10 protein-coding genes are annotated in these 18044 nt (G+C 57.8%); 8 read left to right on the forward strand and 2 right to left on the reverse strand.

Annotated elements, in window-relative coordinates; all coding sequences use genetic code 11:
- Positions 1 to 234: 234 nt before the first annotated feature.
- The gene (locus tag ACXAGD_RS20195) at positions 235 to 1680 is read right to left on the reverse strand and encodes a coniferyl aldehyde dehydrogenase (RefSeq protein ID WP_475213372.1); all 1446 of its coding nucleotides are present in this window, start codon (positions 1678 to 1680) and stop codon (positions 235 to 237) included.
- Positions 1681 to 2110: 430 nt separating this feature from the next.
- Here ACXAGD_RS20195 and ACXAGD_RS20200 point away from each other — a divergent pair, with 430 nt between their 5' ends.
- The 3 genes from ACXAGD_RS20200 to ACXAGD_RS20210 all read left to right on the forward strand — a co-directional run bounded on the left by ACXAGD_RS20200 (position 2111) and on the right by ACXAGD_RS20210 (position 6198).
- Positions 2111 to 2986, forward strand: coding sequence for a LysR substrate-binding domain-containing protein (locus tag ACXAGD_RS20200; protein WP_475213374.1), 876 nt, complete (start codon positions 2111 to 2113; stop codon positions 2984 to 2986).
- A gap of 175 nt (positions 2987 to 3161) precedes the next feature.
- Complete coding sequence (locus ACXAGD_RS20205; protein WP_475213376.1) at positions 3162 to 4892, forward strand: type I secretion system permease/ATPase; 1731 nt, start codon at positions 3162 to 3164, stop codon at positions 4890 to 4892.
- On the forward strand, positions 4882 to 6198 hold the full coding sequence (locus tag ACXAGD_RS20210) for an HlyD family type I secretion periplasmic adaptor subunit (protein WP_475213377.1): 1317 nt from the start codon (positions 4882 to 4884) through the stop codon (positions 6196 to 6198). Before ACXAGD_RS20205 ends, ACXAGD_RS20210 begins: the two co-directional genes overlap by 11 nt.
- A gap of 9 nt (positions 6199 to 6207) precedes the next feature.
- Here the strand turns inward: ACXAGD_RS20210 and ACXAGD_RS20215 are convergent, their stop codons facing one another.
- Positions 6208 to 8139 (reverse strand): dockerin type I domain-containing protein, encoded by a 1932-nt coding sequence (locus ACXAGD_RS20215; protein ID WP_475213379.1) that lies wholly within the window; start codon positions 8137 to 8139, stop codon positions 6208 to 6210.
- Positions 8140 to 8403: 264 nt separating this feature from the next.
- Between ACXAGD_RS20215 and ACXAGD_RS20220 the strand changes: the two genes are divergently transcribed.
- The 5 genes from ACXAGD_RS20220 (at position 8404) to ACXAGD_RS20240 (ending at position 17986) form a co-directional block, all read left to right on the forward strand.
- The gene (locus tag ACXAGD_RS20220; RefSeq protein WP_475213381.1) at positions 8404 to 12318 is read left to right on the forward strand and encodes an Ig-like domain-containing protein; all 3915 of its coding nucleotides are present in this window, start codon (positions 8404 to 8406) and stop codon (positions 12316 to 12318) included.
- A 60-nt stretch (positions 12319 to 12378) separates the two neighbouring features.
- A complete protein-coding gene (locus ACXAGD_RS20225) occupies positions 12379 to 13197 on the forward strand; it encodes a SapC family protein (RefSeq protein ID WP_475213383.1) in 819 nt (272 codons plus the stop codon).
- 199 nt (positions 13198 to 13396) lie between these two features.
- Entirely contained in the window at positions 13397 to 14548 is a 1152-nt protein-coding gene (locus ACXAGD_RS20230) for a TolC family protein (RefSeq protein ID WP_475213386.1), read from the forward strand.
- Positions 14545 to 16692 (forward strand): type I secretion system permease/ATPase, encoded by a 2148-nt coding sequence (locus ACXAGD_RS20235; protein WP_475213388.1) that lies wholly within the window; start codon positions 14545 to 14547, stop codon positions 16690 to 16692. Before ACXAGD_RS20230 ends, ACXAGD_RS20235 begins: the two co-directional genes overlap by 4 nt.
- A complete protein-coding gene (locus ACXAGD_RS20240; protein ID WP_475213390.1) occupies positions 16676 to 17986 on the forward strand; it encodes an HlyD family type I secretion periplasmic adaptor subunit in 1311 nt (436 codons plus the stop codon). The genes ACXAGD_RS20235 and ACXAGD_RS20240 overlap by 17 nt, the downstream gene beginning before the upstream one ends.
- Positions 17987 to 18044: the final 58 nt, after the last annotated feature.

Below are 18044 nucleotides of genomic sequence, written 5' to 3' on the forward strand. Positions count from 1 at the left end.
GGTCGTTCAATCTGGTGGCCCTTGCGCAAGCAGTTCACCCCCGCGCCCAAAGTCAGGCTCGGAAGTATTTCGGTGTGAAGAAGTGATGTCTTGCTGAAGTAGGCTACTAGATCAGTAGGCTTTAGCTGGTCGCGTGGTTTTACTCACTACTTCCGCAGAATTCAAGAGCAAGCCACCCGCCGGGCTTGGACAGGAAAAGTGTTATTGTATTGGCTTCGACTGAGCAGCCCGACCTCACGAAAAGCGTTTCATCAAGGCAACAACGCGCTCGGATATCTTGTTGTAGGGCGGTGCCAGCAAGCCTGCACCATTGAGCTTTGTCTGGGTAAACACCGATTTCATGTGGCTGAATGTCTCAAAGCCACGGTCGCCGTGATAAGCGCCCATGCCTGACGATCCGACCCCTCCGAACGGCAGCGTGTCACAGCCGACTTGGAGCAGTACTTCGTTCACGCCCATCCCACCCGAGATCGAATGCGAGGCCCAGAAATCATGGTCATCTTTGGATTCCGAAAACACATACAGCGCCAGCGGGCGGTCGCGATTCTGTACAAAGGCGACGGCATCCTCAGTGGCATCATAGGCGATTACCGGCAGAACGGGCCCGAAAATCTCTTCCTGCATGATGCCCAGATCGACATCGGGCGAGACAATGAGGGTCGGTGGCAGCACACGCTTTCCTTCCGGTGTAGAAGATGTCTGAAGACATAGCACCTTGGCGCCCGATTGCTCGGCCTCTTTGACCAGATCGCTCAGCCTGTTCAGGTGGCGATCCGAGATGATCCCGCCATAGTCAGGGCTGGACGCACCATCCGGATACAGGGCGGAAAGCTCTTGCAACATCAAATCGGCAAACGCGTCCACCTGTGCCTTTGGAACCAGCGCATAGTCTGGTGCAACGCAAATCTGTCCGGCGTTTACCGTCTTGCCCCAAGCGATACGTTTCGCGGCGCGTTTCAGATCGGCATTTGGCGTCACAATGGCTGGGGATTTTCCGCCCAATTCCAAAGTGACCGGAGTCAGGTTCGCGGCAGCGGCGACTGCCACTTTTCGACCTACTTGGGTCGATCCGGTGAACAGCAGATGGTCGAAGGGCAACGCACTGAATGCAGACCCGATTTCCGGCCCGCCCGTCAAAACGCTAACTTCTGATGGGTCAAAATTGTCGGCGATCATTTGGTGCAGGACCTCCGACGTGTGCTGCGAAAGCTCTGACGGCTTCATCATCACACGGTTTCCCGCCGCAATGGCCGCGGCCATTGGTGCGATCGACAAAAAGACCGGAAAATTCCAGGGTGAGATGATCCCGACAACACCCAGCGGCTGCGGCACGATCTTACCCCGCGCAGGCTGCAGATGCAGCGGCATTGAAACCCTGCGTGCGCGCATCCAACGTTTGAGGTTTTTGCGCGCAAACCGGATCGACCCAAAAGCGGGGACCAGATCAACGGCTTTGCACTCCACCGCACTGCGGTGCGAGAAATCAGCGTTCAAGGCTTCGACAAGGCGATCAAAATTCGTTTCCAGCGCAACCTCAAGACGATCTAGCCGGTCTTTGCGCGTCTGAAAATCAGGGTAGATATCAGAAGAGAAGGCACTGCGCTGACGGTCCAACGTATCTTTTAACGCAGCCAAGTCCACGTGATTTGCCTCAGAAACATTCAGAGCCGCATGTGTCATCGAATTCCCCTGATTAGCCAATGCTCATCTATTCAAAGAGTTTACTGAAACTCAACTGAGACGTTACGTTGCCCTGTAGGCTGCGCGCGTCGTCCGCCAACAACAGCATTCCCAAATGCGTTGCGGCGCGCGATACTCAAACTCGACACCAGCACCTCCACTTCACTTCAGCAAGTAGGTCACCATCCGCAATCCACAGATGGTCAGTTTTGTTAGGTTGGATAACATGAACGTGGGCACATAAATTCGTTCAACTGGCGGGGTAACCAAGTTACCAGTTCCACAGATGTCGTCACCGAAGATGTTTACGGTTCTTCGACGTCAGATTGACAAATTAAAGGCGTCGATATCGCGGCCCTTTACCATTTCAAATCTTTGAAAGACCCATAAACGCAATTGATTTCAACAGGGCAGCCCATATTCTGAGGCTATGTTGAAATCAGAACTTAGATCTTTTCATGCGGTTGCAACCTATCGCGGATTTTCAGCAGCCGCCAATGAACTGAACATTACCCAGCCTACCCTGTCGACGCAGGTAAAGGATCTGGAAAACCGCTATGACGTGCAACTGTTCAATCGCGTAGGGCGCGAAGTGCGACTGACTCATGCCGGGCGCGAATTACTGGCCATCACCTCGCGCCTGCATCAGGCCGAGGTTGATGCTGAAACCCTGCTGGATTCGTTTCGCGGGTTTCACGCAGGGCAGCTCAGCATCGCGGCTGTCGGCCCGTTTCACGCCACCGACATGATCGTGGCCTTCAAGTCCAAATACCCCGCCATCGATCTAGACGTCTGGTTCGGAAATTCGCAGCGCTGCTTTGATCGAATCGTCTCATACGAGGCCGATGTTGCGATCCTGGCCGAAGTGCAGTCTGACCCGCGCGTCACAACTCGGCTTTACAGCACGCATCAGGTGGTAGCCTTCGTTAACTCTAACCACCCGTTCTTTCATCGGGCCGGGATATCGATCAGCGATCTGCATCGGCAGAAAATTGTCCGGCGCGAGGCCGGATCGACCACACGGGCCGCAATCGAAGCGGAAACCGAACAGCGCGGCATCGAGATGGAACCGATTTTGGAGCTGGGCAGCCGGGAAGCTATCTGGAAAGCGGTAGAACAAGGCATCGGCATCGGATTTGTCGCAGACTTCGAATTCGTTCCCCATCCTAACCTGCGGGCGATTCCAATCACCGATGCCAGCGTGGAGACCAGATATTATCTTGCGCATCTGAACGATCGGGCGGAATCTCGTTTGGTCCGATCCTTTTGTGACACCGCAATGGAAACCAATTTGGGAACCATGTAAGGGTTTATGCAGCACCGGGCGATCATTGGCCTGACCGCAAGTAGCTTTTCGCCGATCTGCCAATTCTCGCATTTTCACCACCGCGCCTTAGTTTTAGGATGCGGCCCAACACAAACGCCCTAGCCCATAAGACTAACAGTTACTAAAGGCTCCGTACGTGAATATTGAAAACCGCATGATGATGCCGCCTCGGCACGAGCTGCGAAAAGTGCGCAATCAGGGCATGACCTTTCTGGCTCTGGCGTTTCTATTCAGCATATTCGTCAACATCCTAATGCTGACCGGGCCCTTGTTCATGTTGCAGGTCTATGACCGAGTACTGGGGTCGCGCGCGGTGGAAACCTTAACGGCGCTGTTTCTGCTGGTGACGCTGCTATACGCGCTCATGGCGATGCTGGACTATGCCCGCGGCAGGATCGTTGCTCGGTTCGGGGCTCGCTTTCAATCGCAACTGGACGAACGGGTGTTCGATGCAACGTTGCGCCGGTCCCTCTATCCGCAAGCACGATCGGCTCCGGCAACGGCATTGCGAGATCTGGAATCGATTCAGAACCTGTGTTCCTCACCCGTATTGCTTGCGGTGATGGATATTCCGTGGACCCCGGTTTTTCTCGCGGCGATCTTCTTGTTCCACCCGCTGCTGGGCTGGCTGGCCGTGGCAGGTGGGTCCCTGCTGATTGTGATTGCGCTGCTGAACCAAGGGTTGACGCATCGCAAGGTTGCTTCGGCACAACGGGCCTCGGCGCAGGCAAATGCTTTTTCGGAACATGCCAGACAGGCGGCCGAGGTGGTTCGATCGCAGGGTATGCAGGACGACATCACCCAGCGCTGGCAACGCCAGCGGACAGATGCGCTGCGCCAAACTATAGCCGCCAGCGACTGGACAGGCAGCTTTACCTCACTGACCAAATCTCTGCGGTTGTTCCTGCAATCGGCGATGCTGGCGCTTGGCGCGTGGCTGGTGCTGCGCAACGAGTTGACGCCGGGCGCGATGATCGCTGGCTCGATCCTATTGGGCCGCGCGCTGGCGCCGGTGGAACAGGCTGTAGGTCAATGGGGCATGGTCCAGCGCGCGCGAACGGCGTGGACCTCTTTGAACCGGTTTCTGGACGCAACCCCGCCTGAAACGGGGCGCACCAAACTGCCCGTGCCCGAGGCCCGACTGACCGCCAAGGGCCTGACGGTAATCCCGCCCGGCGCGGACAAACCAACCCTGCGGAATGTCGCACTACAACTTGAACCGGGCCGTGCGCTTGGTGTGATCGGCAAAAGCGGGTCGGGAAAATCGACGCTGGCCAAGGCCCTGTTGGGCTTGTGGCAACCGGCCACCGGAGAAATTCGCCTAGGCGGTGCGACGCTTGATCAATACGACCCCACCGATCTGGGCCAGCATATCGGCTATCTGCCGCAAGAGGTGACCCTGTTCAACGGAACCGTGGCAGAGAACATCGCCCGCATGTCGGAAAACCCAGACCCCGAGGCTGTTGTAGCGGCCGCAAAAAAAGCCAAGGCACACGAACTGATCCTGACGCTCAGCAAGGGGTATGACACGTTTCTGGAGGGCAACGACAGCCAACTGTCCGGTGGCCAAAAACAACGGATCGCACTGGCGCGCGCCTTGTACGGAAACCCGGTCATGCTGATCCTCGACGAACCAAACTCAGCTTTGGACGCCGAAGGGACCGAGGCGTTGAACGCCGCTGTTCGAGGGCTAAAGGAGGCTGGCAAATCTGCCATCATAATGACCCACCGCCCGCAGGCGATATCGGAATGTGACGATCTGGCGGTTGTTGAGAACGGACAGGTGGTAAAAACCGGCAGCCGCGACGAGGTGTTGGCTGCGATGGTGCAGAATGCCGGTGCGATCAAACGGGGCCTCAGCCAGGTGAAAAAAGATGCAGGATAAGGTGGCTAAGGGTGCGCGCCCGGTGTGGCGGATCACGGTTCCGGCCCTTGTCGGCTTTGCAGCGCTGATCATTCTTGTCGGCGGGCTGGGTGTCTGGGCGGTTCAGACCCGTTTGGCCGGGGCCATTGTCTCGCCCGGGATCATCGAGGTTCAAAGCAACCGACAAGTGGTTGAACACCCCGACGGTGGCGTCGTGGGTGAGATTTACGTCCGCGATGGCGACGCGGTTACAGATGGCGACCTACTGGTCCGCCTGGACGATACGTTTTTGTCTTCGGAAAAGACCATCGTTGAATCCCAGTTGTTTGAGCTTTTGGCCCGCCGGGTCCGCCTAGAGGCCGAACGCGACGGTGGGGACGCCGAGACTTTGGCCGCACAGCTGGCTTATGTGCAGAAGCAGGACGAAATCGACCCCGACCTGATTGCTGGTCAGCAACGCCTGTTCGAGGCGCGCCTGGAAACCTTGACACAGCAGACCGAGCAACTGCGCAAGCAAAGGGTCCAAATCGAAAGCGAGATCGAAGGCACCGAGGCCCAACTTGTATCTCTGCGGCGTCAGGTTGAGCTGATTCAGGACGAGTTGAAAGACCAGCAGAGCCTGTTTGACCGCGGACTTACTCCAGCCAGCCGTGTCTCGGCTCTGCAACGGGAAGAGGCCAGCCTGACCGGTGAGATTGGCCGCCTGGAAGCCGCAATCGCGCGTCTGACAGGCCAGATCGCTGCGACCGAAATCGAGATTGTCGAACTGACCTCGACCCGGCGCGAAGAGGCAATAACCGCATTACGGGATGTGCAGACGCAGATCTCGGAACTGGCCGAACGTCGTTTGTCGCTGGATGTGCGGCTGTCGCGGCTGGACATCCGCGCGCCCGTCGACGGAACTGTCTACGGCAGTCAGGTCTTTGCACTGCAGTCGGTGATTCAGCCGGCAGAACCGATGATGTATGTAGTGCCGCAGGACACCCCCTTGCTGGTGGCAGCGCGCGTTGACGCGATCCATGTGGATCAGTTGCATATCGGTCAACCGGTCTCATTGCGATTTCCCGCTTTCAATCAACGGGAAACGCCTGAGATTAACGGCCGGGTCATCACCGTTTCGGCAGACACATTCACCGATGACAGCACCGGACAGACTTATTACCGCGCCGAAGTTGCACCCGAAGACGACCAGATCGAGCGGCTGAACGGTCAGGCCTTGCTGCCGGGTATGCCCGTAGAGACCATGATCAAAACCGACGAAAGAAGCCCCCTGTCCTATTTGATCAAGCCGATGGCCGACTATTTCAACCGCGCCTTCCGCGAGTGACGGCCATTCTCAGACTTGTTCTACATTGCCCAGCAAGATTGCAGTCATGTCGGTAGTAATGACATTGTCAACCACGGTCACGTCGACACCGGTTTCGTAACTGACATCTGTTTCCGTGATCCCGGACAGGTCGGCGTCCTTGTCCAGGAAAACCCATTTCGCATCCTGCGCGGTTGGCAGGCCAACGGACAGCTTGAGGATCTCCAAAGCGTCTAAAGCATTGACTATTCCATCCTGATTGACGTCTGCCGCAATCAGGTTTTCCGGTGTCGCCGGGCCCCATATAGGGTCGAGCCCGACTGAAATCCGCAGCACCTGCAAGGCGTCCAACGCCGAGATTTTATCACTGGCCAGCGAATAGGATTTGACGATATCCAGCTCGCCCTCAATCGTGCCTGACGGCAGACCCAGATCAAAATATCCTTCGTCATCCGCAAGAACACTGATGGTGCTTCCTCCGTCCGGGGTGAAGTGAATTTCAGCATCGGCTAGCGCAGGGTTCGCGGTTTCCGAACTTATCGAAACATCGCCCAAAACCCCGCCCGAACTGCCAGGCTCGACCGGAGCGAAATCCCCGAAGTCGACCGGAATGTGATCTGGTCCACCGAAACCAGCCCCGAACACTTCGGCACTGGTAAGAGGTCCACCGGACGCAGAGTTGATGACGATCACTTCGTCGATGAATTCGATCTGCGCCCCCTGAGCGGTGGCGGTAAATGTCAACTGTCCGGGCGTGCGCAGCAGGGGATAGTCGAAAAGATCCAAACGATCGACCCCGGCCTGAAAGCTATTAATCGTCGTCGTGTCGCTGCCATACTGCATGATGAAAATGTCTGCTCCGGCTCCACCGTGCATCGTGGTTGCCCCGTCTCCTGCGATCAGAATGTCATCCCCTGGGCCGCCCATCAGGGTAGTGTCCAGAATGCTACCGCTGAGCATGTCATTTTGCGCCGTTCCAGTCACCGTACCGTACCCGTCCTGCACGATACCCAGATCGTCGATCGAAACGCTAAGTTGCGTCAGCCCCGCATCCTGTTGCGATCCGACTAGAATCTGCAGCTCGTCGCCGACACGGGCGACGCTCAGCGTTTCGACGTTTTGCAGACCGCTGTGCACGGTGTCGGCGAAACTGTCCAAATGCACCAGCTGGCCTTTCGGCGTGAGTGTAAACAAGTTTACACCGTCATCACCACCACCCGCCACGACAAACACATGCCCGTCGGCTTCGACGACGGCCAGATCCTGCACAGTTTCAAACCGCGTGTGCAGCGAATCCAAAACGTGATCGGTCGCAATCAAGCGCCCGTCAGCCGCCAGTTCCATCACGCTGAGAGAGTTGCTGCCCGCCCCCGCCACTACCACCCAGGACTGACCATAGGCCTGCACCACTTCAACCGCAGTCGGCGTCGCGATTCCCAGTGTCGCCAGTGTGTCGCTGTTATCAACCGTGGTCAGGGTGCCGGTACCCTGATCTACACCGAGGGTGCTGATGGTGCCACTGACGGAATCGGCGGTAATCACGAATTGCCCGGTTCCGGCCTGCAGCACCTGCATCGAATCCGCCCGTCCCGTGACCGAAGCTGCCAGGCTTAGCGAGCCATCCCCATTCACCGTATAGGTCGCAATCTGCCCTGTTGCCTCATGAGCGATGGTCAGCACATTCCCGATCTGAACCAGGGCCGAGATGTCCCCGCCACCGGTCAGAGAATCGGTTTCTTGCAAGGCGCCCACGGTCCCGTTCGGGTTCAGTTCATACCCAACCAGCCCGGTTGCCGTACGGACATCCAGCACAAGTTGATCGTCACCTGCCAGCGCCACAGGCACGGCGCTGTCGCCAACCTGATAAGTGATCGTACCGCTGAAGTACTCGTAATCATGAAACTGGGGCAGAGCGCCCTCGACCAGCTTCCACACCGCTATTCCGCCGCCAGGGCCGGTCACGCTGTACAGATACGTTTCGCCATTAAGCGTTTTTAAAGCCGTATCGCCGATACCTGAATCGAGCGCTGCGCTCCCCGTCGCAACCACTCCTTCGAACTGAAGCACCATATCAAATCACCCCACGCCAAAACTGGCACCGACTACAGGATGATCTGATGCCCGGTCCGAAACCAAAGCGGGAATGTGGAGAAAACGAGGAGTTCGGCTTCAGTTTAACTCAATTTTTTCTGGTCCGACCGCATGAGTCACCAAGGGGCAAGACAGATGAACAAAACCTGGACCCCTCGCGCGGATGCGGAAACCACATGTGAGGGCAAGATGACCAAAGAACCTGAATCCAAGATCAATCCGGCCGCTGAGCAGCCTGGTTTCGAGCGTCGACAGAATATCCGCCAGTGGATCGACGGGAAAATGCGCCGCTGGGCCGGTCGCGGCATTGCCGGTGGGCTCGGGTCGACAATTCTGGCTCTGCCTGCCCTGGCGCAAGCCACTGTCGAAGAGCTCTATGCCTTCCAGTTCGCGGAAACGATTCCCGGAGTGCGGTCGGTTAAGGTGCTGGACGACGGCGACGTTCTTCTGAAGCTGGCCGATGGCCGAAAACTGGTCGTTGCTGCCGAGAACGTGCAGGTGCTGGACAGCGGTGCAGTCATGATTGCCGAAGGCGTCGTATCCGAAATCGCTCAGTTCAGTTTGGCCGAAGCCGGCGGTGCCGCTGCAATCGGAGGAATCAGTGGAACTGGCGCAGCCCTGGGCGGCCTGGGTCTGGCAGGTGCCGCAGCCGCTGCCGGTGGCGGCGGAGGGGGTGGAGGGGAGGACGATATCGCCCCGGCGCCAGCACCCGCACCAGTGCCTGTTCCAAGTAATCCCGTTCTCAACCTCGCCGGTTCGCAAACCAACACGTTGAGCAGCAGCAGCATGCAGCTCTTTGCGCCAGCAGGCACAGAAACGGTCGAAGTGACCATCGGCTCGATCACCAAGACCGTAGCGCCCGAAGCTGACGGGTCCTGGAGTATTTCCCTGACCCCGACCGAAGCCGCTACCCTACCGCAGGGTGAGCAAACCGTAACAATCCGCAATCTGGATGGCGAAGGTACGGAACTGTCGTCTGAGACGGTCGCCTTCGATGTGGATACAACCCCGCCGACCCTTACAATCTCGGGGTTCTCTGATGGCGCGGTCATGAACGCGGCTGAACAGGCCACAGACTTGACCATTACTGGCACGACAACGGCTGAAGACGGCCAAACCGTCACCGTCAATATCTACGGCCAGGTCTACGAAGGCATGGTGACCGGTGGCCAATGGAGCGTAACGGTCCCAGCCGTAGGGCTGACGGTCTTGCCGGACGGCGCAACAGTTGCCCTCACCGCAGACGTCACCGATCAGGCGGGCAACCCGGCGACGCAAGCCGATGCCAGCTTCGATACGGATTTCACCGCGCCAACAATTTCACTGGACCCAATTGCCGGTGGGTCGATTGAGTTGATCGATGTCAGTGCTGACCTGACGTTGACGGGATCGACTACAGCGCTGGACGGCCAGCCCATCAGCGTGACGTTCGATGGGCAATCCTACTCGACCACGGCCACTGGCGGCGGTTGGAGCGTGACTATACCCAGCGCCGATCTCGCTGGCCTTTCAACCGGCGTACCCGCAACCTTCAACGTTACCGTTGCGGATGCGGCTGGTAACATCTCAGTCCCGGCTTCGGCCTCCGTCCCGGTTGATTTGACCGGCCCTTCCATCGCCATTTCTCCGTTGTCCGTCGGCGCGGTTCTGAACGCGGTCGAAGTAGGGTCTGACCTGACCATCTCGGGCACGACCGGCAACGTACAGGACGGCCAGCAGGTCACGGTCAATCTGAATGGACAAACTTACACCGATACCGTTTCGGGCGGCACCTGGAGTGTGACGGTCGCGACCGCCGACCTGACAGCTTTGCCCGACGGGGGAAGTTTCACCGTGACCGCGGATGTCTCGGATACAGATGGTCTGGCCGCCCCTCAGGCGAATGTCCCTTTGGCCAAGGATGTGACGGCCCCAACCCTTTCAATCGACAGCTTCTCGGACGGGGCGGTGATGAACGTAACCGAGCAGGGCACGGACCTGACCATCACAGGTGCGACCACCGCCGAAGATGGGCAGACCGTGACCGTTTCGGTGAACGGCCAAACCTACACTGGCGCAGCATCGGGCGGCGCGTGGTCCGTTACCGTCCCCGCCGTGGATCTGGCAGCCTTGTCGGACGGGGCCACCATTCCGGTTACCGCAGATGTGACGGACCAGGCGGGGAACCCGGCGGTTCAGGCCAGCAACAGCTTTGATACCGACTTCACCGCCCCGTCCGTGAGCATCACAAACCTGTCTGATGGTGCTGTGATGAACGCCGTGGAACAGGGCACGGACCTGATGGTGACTGGCACCTCTGACGCCGCAGATGGCACAGTGGTCACTGTCGAAATCGCTCGCCCGGACGGGACAGTGGACGTCACTGGCACCGCCACGGTCACCGGCGGCACCTGGAGCTACACAGCACCAGCATCGGATTTGGGCGCGCTGCAGGATGGCGTGTCATACGACGTGAACGCGGCGGTCTCTGATCCGGCGGGCAACAGTGCCGAGGGCAATGCAGGCTTTGACACCGACTTCACTGCCCCGACAGTCACGCTCGACCCTCTGTCAGTGGGCTCTGAACTGGACGTGGCCGAACAGGGCAACGACCTGACGATCACGGGCACCACAAACGCCGAAGACGGGCAAACCGTGTCCGTCACCCTGAACGGCCAGACCTATTCCGGTGTCGCGTCTGGCGGCACATGGTCCGCGACTGTTCCGACAGTCGATCTGGCCGCTCTGTCAGACAGCACCGGCTATCCGATCTCGGCAAGTGTAACAGATCAGGCCGGCAACGCGGCGACACCGGCCACGACCACTCTGACCACGGACTTCCGCCCGGTCCTGACAGTGAACCCCGTCGGTACGAACAACTCTGTATCGCTGACTGACGCCCAGGCTTCTGGCGTAACCGTTTCTGGAACATCAGCTGGCCTGAGCACTGGCCAGTCGGTTGATGTTTCGCTTAACGGCAGCCCGATCGGCAGTACAACTGTGGCAGCCGATGGCAGTTGGTCTTTGGCTGTTCCCGCCTCGGATTTCTCAGGCATTGATGGGGGCGATGCCCTTAACTTCTCGGCGGATGCAACGGTTTCCGGCGGGCCGGACCCCATAACGGCGACTGATGAGAACACCGCGCACGAACCTGCGGCCTATGTCATCACCCAGGCCGGGATTTCCGGAAACACTGTGACCTTCGCGGTTTACGCGGATTCCGACACGGATATCTCAGGCGGCTTCGCCCTTGCCATGAATCTGGGCTTCGACCCTTCCGTTGTGACCTACGATCTCGGGTCTGAGACCGGTGGTAGTGGCCTGATCAGTCTGGTTGCGAACCCGCTTGGGGCTTCGGTGATCCGGTACTCTGGCATCTCAGGTATCCCTGATGGGACTAACCCCGTGATTGACCTGAGCCAGCCTGTGATGACCTTCGACATGACGGTCGTGGATACAAGCCAACCCATTGAGCTGACGGTCGCAACATCGTTAGGCGGGCATTCTGTCTTCCATCTAGGCACCAATGGTGATGATACGCTGGTCGCAACCGACGTCGACAACATCATCCGCGGACAGGACGGCAACGATGCGATTGATGTCTCGGCTGCTGGACGTGACATTGTCGTATTCGAGGCGGACCCGGCCGCCAACGGTATCGACACGGTGACAGGTTTCACAATTGGACCAGCAGCCGAGGTAACCGATGCCATTATGTTCAGCGGCCTGAGCGTCGGTACGCTGCACGGTAATGGAACAGATGTTGAGACTCTGGCCGTTGGCGATACGATTGGGGCGGATACCGGCGTCGTTGGCTTGACAACGGTTCTGGGCGATTTGTCTCAAAACACAATCGAAACTGCGGTTGAGAGCTTTACCGGCATTCAGGCAGGCGACGAAATCTTCGTGATGGCAACCGACGGTACCGACAGTGTGTTGGTTAAAGTTGACTACAACGCTCCGAACGCGGCATCGGTTGAAACCGTCGCGCAGTTCACTGGGTTGGATGATCTGACCGGTCTGAGCGCTGACAACATCCTGCATACCGATCCGACGGGGGCAACGGCCTGATCACTAAACAGGCTGCCGGTCGCTCTGGTCGGCAGCCATAACTAAATGCACGGGGCAACAATGGCGCAGAATGGCCTGGTCCCAGTCACTGCTGCACGGCACGGGCATCAGTACTGGAGACGTTTCACCTCTTACGAATTTGCAGCCAATCGAACTGACTGTTCAATTGTGATGCAGGAGGTTTCGCAGATTGCTGCGACATTTCCGATTGTGTTCAGGGAAAACGGCGAAGGCGTCGAGCCAAGGGCCATTTTTTCCCTGTCAGACCAAATGCCTACACCTTTCGTTTCACAGGCAGGACAGTGGTTGGCAACCTATGTACCATCGGATCTGCGATGCCACCCTTTTCAGGCACAGCCCCTTGGACCCAACGCGCCCGATGGATCAACCCTGTTTCAGTTGAATGTGGATGAAGCATCAGGATTGCTCAGCAGCAATCCTACAGACGAGCCGTTCTTTGACGAGGCTGGCAAGTTGTCACCAGAATTGAGGAAAGTGCAGCGCTTTCTTCAAACCCGTGTTACAGCGCGCGCATCGACCTTAGAGCTTTGCCAAACACTCAAGGCCATGGAGCTTTTTGAACCCGTCGACACTCATCACGGGCTTACATTGCCGTATGGGACCTTGGGCATTTCAACGCCACGACTAAAGAAACTGCCTCAGGCTGAGAAACTGAAACTGTTTGAGTCTGACGCATTTTTGCTGATCCACGCCCACCAGATCTCGCTTTGCCATATCGCATGGCTGACACGGGCGCAGGAACAGTTGGCCAAGCAAGCATCAACGAAGAAATACACCGAAAATTCAGATATTTCCGGTTTTCTTTCTGCAATGGCCAACGCGCAGAATGACGAAGTCCTCGGAACCAGTGGGGTGTGAAACACCTATGCAAATATTCAATCGCAGTCTCGGATTTGCACCTTTTTTCTTGTTTGCCGCCCTGCTGTCGGCCTGCACGCCGACACCGGATCTGACCGGGGTTGGGATGTCTCTATCAAGCGGATCCGTCGGGGCCGGTGCAAGTGTACCGGCACCTCGGCTCGCGCAGAGCGCCTTTGGCAAGCAGATAAGAGCTGCCGTGGAAACAAACCCGGACCTGGCGCAAAGTGCAACGAGACTGGAGATTGCCGCGGCTAACGAGGAAGCTGCCAAAGGGGCCTTTCTGCCTCGGCTGTCAGTAGGCGTAAACGCGCGATCCGAACGTATCGACTCGGATATTGCCGATATCACCCCTTACCTGCGCATATCGCAATTGGTTTACGACGGGGGGGCTGCGTCAAATGATCTGGCTGCGGCGAAGGCCCGAGTACTACAAGGCCGCGGAGATCAGTTGCAAACGGCGTCGGCCGTGGCGTTGTCGGCGATCGAGGCATATGTCGTAGTTCTGGACCGACGGAAAATTCTGGAAATATCGTTGCAAAATGTATCGGTTCATGAAGAGCTGGTGCGCCAGATCACGGAACGCTCGGCACAGGGTGTGGGGTCGAACGCGGATGTTCTATCGGCGCGCTCTCGTATGGCGGATGCGCAGACACGGTTGGCAGATGCAAGGGCGCGCTTGGACCGGGCAGATGCCCAGTATCGTGAGTTCTTTGGTAAGGAGCCCGGGGCGCTTCCGCCACCTGTCACTGCGCCGAAACTGTCGCGGACTGACGCCCAGATCGTGATGGACAGCCCACAGGTTAGACGAGCCGATGCAGCCCTGCTGTCGGCAAAAGCAGAACAGGCAGCTGCAGTTGCGCGCCGTCAGCCAGGCGTTGAAATTGCAGCTTTTGCCGACCGGGATGACAGCAATGACGCGAATTTCGGTGTCGATCTGTCGTTCAACTACGAAATCGACAGTACCGGGCAACGCCGAGCCGCCATCGCAGCGGCGGAGGCGCAGGTCAAAGAGGCGGAATTCAACCGGGATTCAGTCATCCGCGACATCCGCCGTGAATTGGAGTTCGTCCGATCTGATCAACAAGCCGGTGCAGTGCGTCTGCAGGCTGCCCGGGTTGCCGTGCAAGCCAATGCCGACAGCGTGACCGCCGCACGCGAACAATTCACCATCGGCAGACGCAGCCTGATCGAAATTTTGGATGCGCAACGGGATTACGTAAACGCTCAGGAGAGACTGATTTTGGCGGAGCAAAACTTCTTCCTGACCAACTACGCCGCGTTGAGCTTAACCGGCGATATTCTAGATCTGCTGGGGGTTTCAACAGTGCAATGGGGGAACGGCCTATGAATCAGCTTTTGCCAATTTCACGGGTGCCTTCGTTGCCTCCGCTCGAGACTTGTCTTTTGCATGTCGCGGCGCAATTGGACCGTCCCTTGACCATGGCCGCCCTGCACGCTGTACAAACAGGGCCGGCGGGGGAATTAACCCTTCGCGATGCCATTGAAGCAGCGCAAAACGCTGGGCTTCAAGCCGGATATGGCAAACGCAAGCTAAAGGATTTTGACACGAGCCTCTCACCAGCGCTGTTGATTTTGGAGGGCGAAAAAGCTGTTATCTTCCACGGTCGAACAAGCGACGGAAACCTTTTGGTCTTCGACCCGGACCTCGGAGACGGGATCGGCGAAATTTCCGCCGACAAGCTGGACCGCACTTACACCGGATATGCAATCCTGTTTCGCCGCGACCATCGGGCGGAGGTCACGGGCGATGAGCCCGCGTCCTCGGGCCATTGGTTTTGGTCGGCAATGACGGCAAACCGGTGGTCCTATACGCAGGTGATCCTGGCTGCGGCGTTGGCAAACTTGCTGGGCCTGTCCACTTCGATTTTCATCATGGTCGTCTATGACCGCGTGTTACCAAACGAGGCGACGGAGTCCCTGATCGCTCTGACTTTGGGGGTCGGCTTGGCGTTGGGTTTTGATTTCCTTTTGAAACTCTTGCGCGCAGGGTTCATAGACCGTGCCGGACAAAAGGCTGACTTGCAGATGGGGCGGCGCGTTTTCGATCAGGTGCTGAACATCCGGATGAAGTCCCGCACCGGATCTACTGGCGCAATGGCCAGCACCGTGCGTGAGTTCGAAACCCTGCGAGAGTTCTTTACCTCAGCAACACTTGTCGCATTGGTCGACCTACCGTTTATTGCCCTTTTTGTCTTTGTCATTCATCTGGTCGGTGGGCCTTTGGCCTTGATCCCTGCGCTTGCGGTTCCGCTAGTGTTGCTAACTGGCGTAGCCGTACAACCGGTATTGTCGCGCCTAGCTGAAAAGAGCTTTTCGGACGGGCAATCCAAGCAGTCTGTTTTGGTGGAAACAGTGTCAGGACTTGAGACAATAAAGACCACGGCGGCGGCCAGGCCAATGCGTACCCGCTGGGAAAATGCGATCGAGCGTCAATCTTCACACGGTGCGCGCAGCCGCATGGTGACGCAGTTCGCCCTGAACCTGACCGGTTTCACCCAGCAAGCCGCTCAGGTTCTGATCGTTTTCTACGGCGTGTTTTTGATTACCGATGGTCAGGCAAGCATGGGGGCTCTGGTTGCCTCAGTGATGCTGACCGGGCGGGCTCTGGCGCCGCTGGGACAACTTGCTCAGACCCTGACCCGCGTCAATCAGGCCCGCAGCGCGTACCGCAACCTGAATGCGTTGATGGAAGCCGAAAGTGAACGGCCGCATGGGCGCAGCTGGATCAGCCGAAATAGCTTCGACGGGCGTATCCGTTTCGAGAATGTCCACTTCACCTATCCGGATCAGACCGAGGATACGTTGGCGGGTGTGTCCTTTTCGATCGAACCCGGTGAAAAAGTTGCGATATTGGGGCCAATCGGCTCCGGAAAAAGTACAATTACGCGCCTGTTGCTTGGATTGTATGAGCCACGCACTGGTTCTGTCATGCTGGATGGCGTGGATATTCGTCAGATTGATCCCGGTGACCTGCGTCGTAATGTCGGGTCAGTGTTGCAAGATATCTGGCTGTTTTCCGGAACAGTGCGCGAAAACATCAATAGCGGAACCGTCAGGCCACGCGATCAGGACCTGATCCGTGCGGGGCAGGTAGCAGGGGTTGAAGACTTCGTCGCCCATCATCCCAACGGCTACGATCTTCAACTGGCCGAGCGCGGCGAAGGCCTGTCTGGCGGGCAACGGCAAGCCATCGCGCTGGCCAGAGCTCTAGTCGGTCGCCCCCCGGTTCTGCTGTTGGATGAACCGACCAGTGCAATGGATGTGAAAACCGAAGCGGAGGTGATCCGGCGTCTTAAACAGGCTACGCAGGACACCACGATGGTGATTGTCACACACCGCACCAGCCTGTTGGAGCTGGTGGACCGGGTTATTGTGATCGAAGGTGGACGTGTAACCACAGACGGCCCAAAGAGTATGCTCGCTCAACATGCGCGCAAAGCAGCGAGGCACCTTAATGTCGCAGCATCCTGACCTCGCCACGCTCGCGCGCGAGATGCACGGGCGCTCACCAATTCGAGGATCGCTGCTCTTGCTGGTGATCACGTCGTGTCTGATCGCATTAGGTCTTTGGGCGCATCTGACTGAGTTGGACGACGTTACCCGCGTAGATGGGCGGATTGTACCTTCGGCCGATGTTCAGGTGATCGAAGCTACCGAACCCGGTATCCTACAATCGTTGAAAGTCCGCGAAGGGCAAGTGGTCGAAAAAGGCATGTTGTTGATGGAATTTGAAACAACCCAAATCGACAGCCAGTTCAGCCAGGAACAGCAACGCGCTTTCGGTCTGATGGCGCAAACGCACCGACTGCAGGCGGAAATCGACGGCTCTGACCTGAGATTTTCACCGGACTTGATCAAAGGCGCACCCGAGGTCGTGCGATCCGAAACCGCTCTGTATCAGGGGCGGCAATCCGAACTTTTCGCCGAGATCGCCATCCTTGAACGCCAGCGAGAACAGAAGCAGCAGGAATATGAAGAAGGCCTTGTAGACCGGATTACTGCCGACGAAACGCTGAGGCTATTGACCGAGGAGCGCGCGTTGATGGAACCTTTGGTAGAAAAACGGATGGAGCCTGCGACGACGCTTTTGACCCTGCGTCGGGGTGAGGCCGAGTGGGAAGGTCGGAAAACCAGGGCGATTGCCGCCACCAACCGCCTGAAAACCGGACTTGATGAGATAGACGATCGCATCCGCGCGACCCGCAGCCGGTTTCGCAGCGCCGCGCTGACCGATCTGGCGGCGGTAACCGCTGAGCTTGCTGCGCTGCAACCGAGCTTGCCAGCACTTCTGGATCGAGCCGACCGCGCGCAGGTGCGATCCCCGGTACGCGGCATCGCCAATCGGGTACATCGCAGCACAATCGGGGGCTTGGCACGCAGTGGGGAGGAACTGATTGAGATCGTGCCTCTGAACGACACGCTTCTTGTCGAAGCATATGTAAGGCCTGAAGACATCGCATTTCTACATGCCGGGCAATCCGTCAAGGTCAAGATCACAGCTTATGATTTCGCCCGATACGGCGCGCTGGACGGCCGGATTATGCGTATCGGAGCCGACACAATCATGCGGTCCGAGCGCAATGATGAAGAGGTCTTCGTTGTGGAAATTGAAACCAGTAATGCGATGCTTGACGCGGATGGTGTCGCAGTCGAAATCATCCCCGGCATGATTGCTGAGGTTGATATCCTGTCAGGCCGCAAAACGGTTCTAGAGTACCTGCTGCAGCCCGTAGTCAAAATCAAGGACCGGGCTTTGCGCGAATAATGCGTGGAAAAGTCGGCTCAGGCGTTGCCTGTGCCGACTGCATCCCTTTGTCTCACAA

The organism is Ruegeria sp. ABF4_144 (assembly GCF_056160045.1).